The 1277-nt window shown below is 78.5% G+C and carries 1 protein-coding gene; it reads right to left on the bottom strand.

What is annotated here, in order from left to right; genetic code table 11:
• Positions 1–1277, bottom strand: a 1277-nt coding sequence (locus L6E12_RS30495) for a type I polyketide synthase (protein ID WP_236231386.1), incomplete at both ends; no start/stop codon positions are given.

Raw genomic sequence — 1277 nt, 5'->3', positions numbered from 1 at the left:
GGGCCCGGTCCTGGCCGTAGGCGGCGAGCAGCGCCTGGGCCTCGATCGGGTCGCCCAGCTCGGTGCCGGTGCCGTGCGCCTCGACGGCGTCCACGTCGGACGGTGTGAGGCCAGCGTCGGCCAGCGCGGCGGCGATGACGCGCTGCTGCGCCGGGCCGTTGGGGGCGGTGAGGCCGTTGGAGGCGCCGTCGGAGTTGATGGCCGAGCCGCGCAGCACCGCCAGCACGGGGTGGCCGTTGGCGCGCGCGTCGGAGAGGCGTTCGAGCAGGACCAGACCTGCGCCCTCGCCGAAGCCGGAGCCGTCCGCGGCACCCGCGAAGGCCTTGCACCGGCCGTCGACGGCCGCGCCGCCCTGGCGGGTGAACTCCACGAACACGCCGGGGTTGGCCAGCACGGTGACGCCGCCCGCGAGCGCGAGGTCGCACTCCCCCGCCCGCAGCGCCCCCGCCGCGAGGTGGATGGCGACCAGGGAGGACGAGCACGCGGTGTCGACGGTCAACGTCGGCCCCTCCAGCCCGAGGGCGTAGGCGACCCGCCCGGAGACGACCGCCCCGGAGCTGCCCGCCATGAACCCGTCGGCGGCGGCCCCGGCCGTGGCGGCGTAGTCGGAGTACATGACGCCCGCGAAGACACCGGTGCGGCTGCCCCGGGCGGTGTGCGGGTCGATGCCCGCGCGCTCCAGGGCCTCCCACGAGGTTTCCAGCAGCAGCCGCTGCTGCGGGTCCATCGCGACGGCCTCGCGCGGGGACACCCCGAAGAAGCCCGCGTCGAAGTCGGCGGCGGTGTCGAGGAAGCCGCCCATCGCCGTGGCGGTGGCGCCCGCGTCGAGCAGGGCGCGGGTCGGCCAGCCGCGGTCGGCGGGCCAGGGGCCGATGGCGTCGCGGCCCTCGCGCACCAGCTCCCACAGCCGCTCGGGGGTGTCGACGCCGCCGGGGAAGCGGCAGCTCATCGCGACGATGGCGATGGGGTCGTCGGCCCGGTCGCGGCGCGCGGCGGGGGCGGCGGGCTGGGCGCCCGCGAGGTGCGCGGCGAGGGCGGCGGGGGTGGGGTGGTCGAAGACGAGGGTGGCGGGCAGCCGCTGCCCGGTGGCCTCCGCGAGCCGGTTGCGCAGCTCCACCGCGGTGAGCGAGTCGAACCCGAGGTCGGCGAAGGACTCGTCGGGGGCGATCGCGGCGGCGCCCGCGTGGCCGAGGACGGCGGCGGCCTGGGCGCGGACGAGGTCGGTGAGCGCGGCGCGCGGGTCGGCGGCGGCGGTCAGCGGGCTCGCCGCGCGCCGC

The sequence above is a fragment of the Actinokineospora sp. PR83 genome (assembly GCF_021056305.1).
Lineage (GTDB): Bacteria > Actinomycetota > Actinomycetes > Mycobacteriales > Pseudonocardiaceae > Actinokineospora > Actinokineospora spheciospongiae.
The sequence above is the reverse complement of the archived record's forward strand: the minus strand, read 5'-3'. Positions and strand labels throughout refer to the sequence as shown.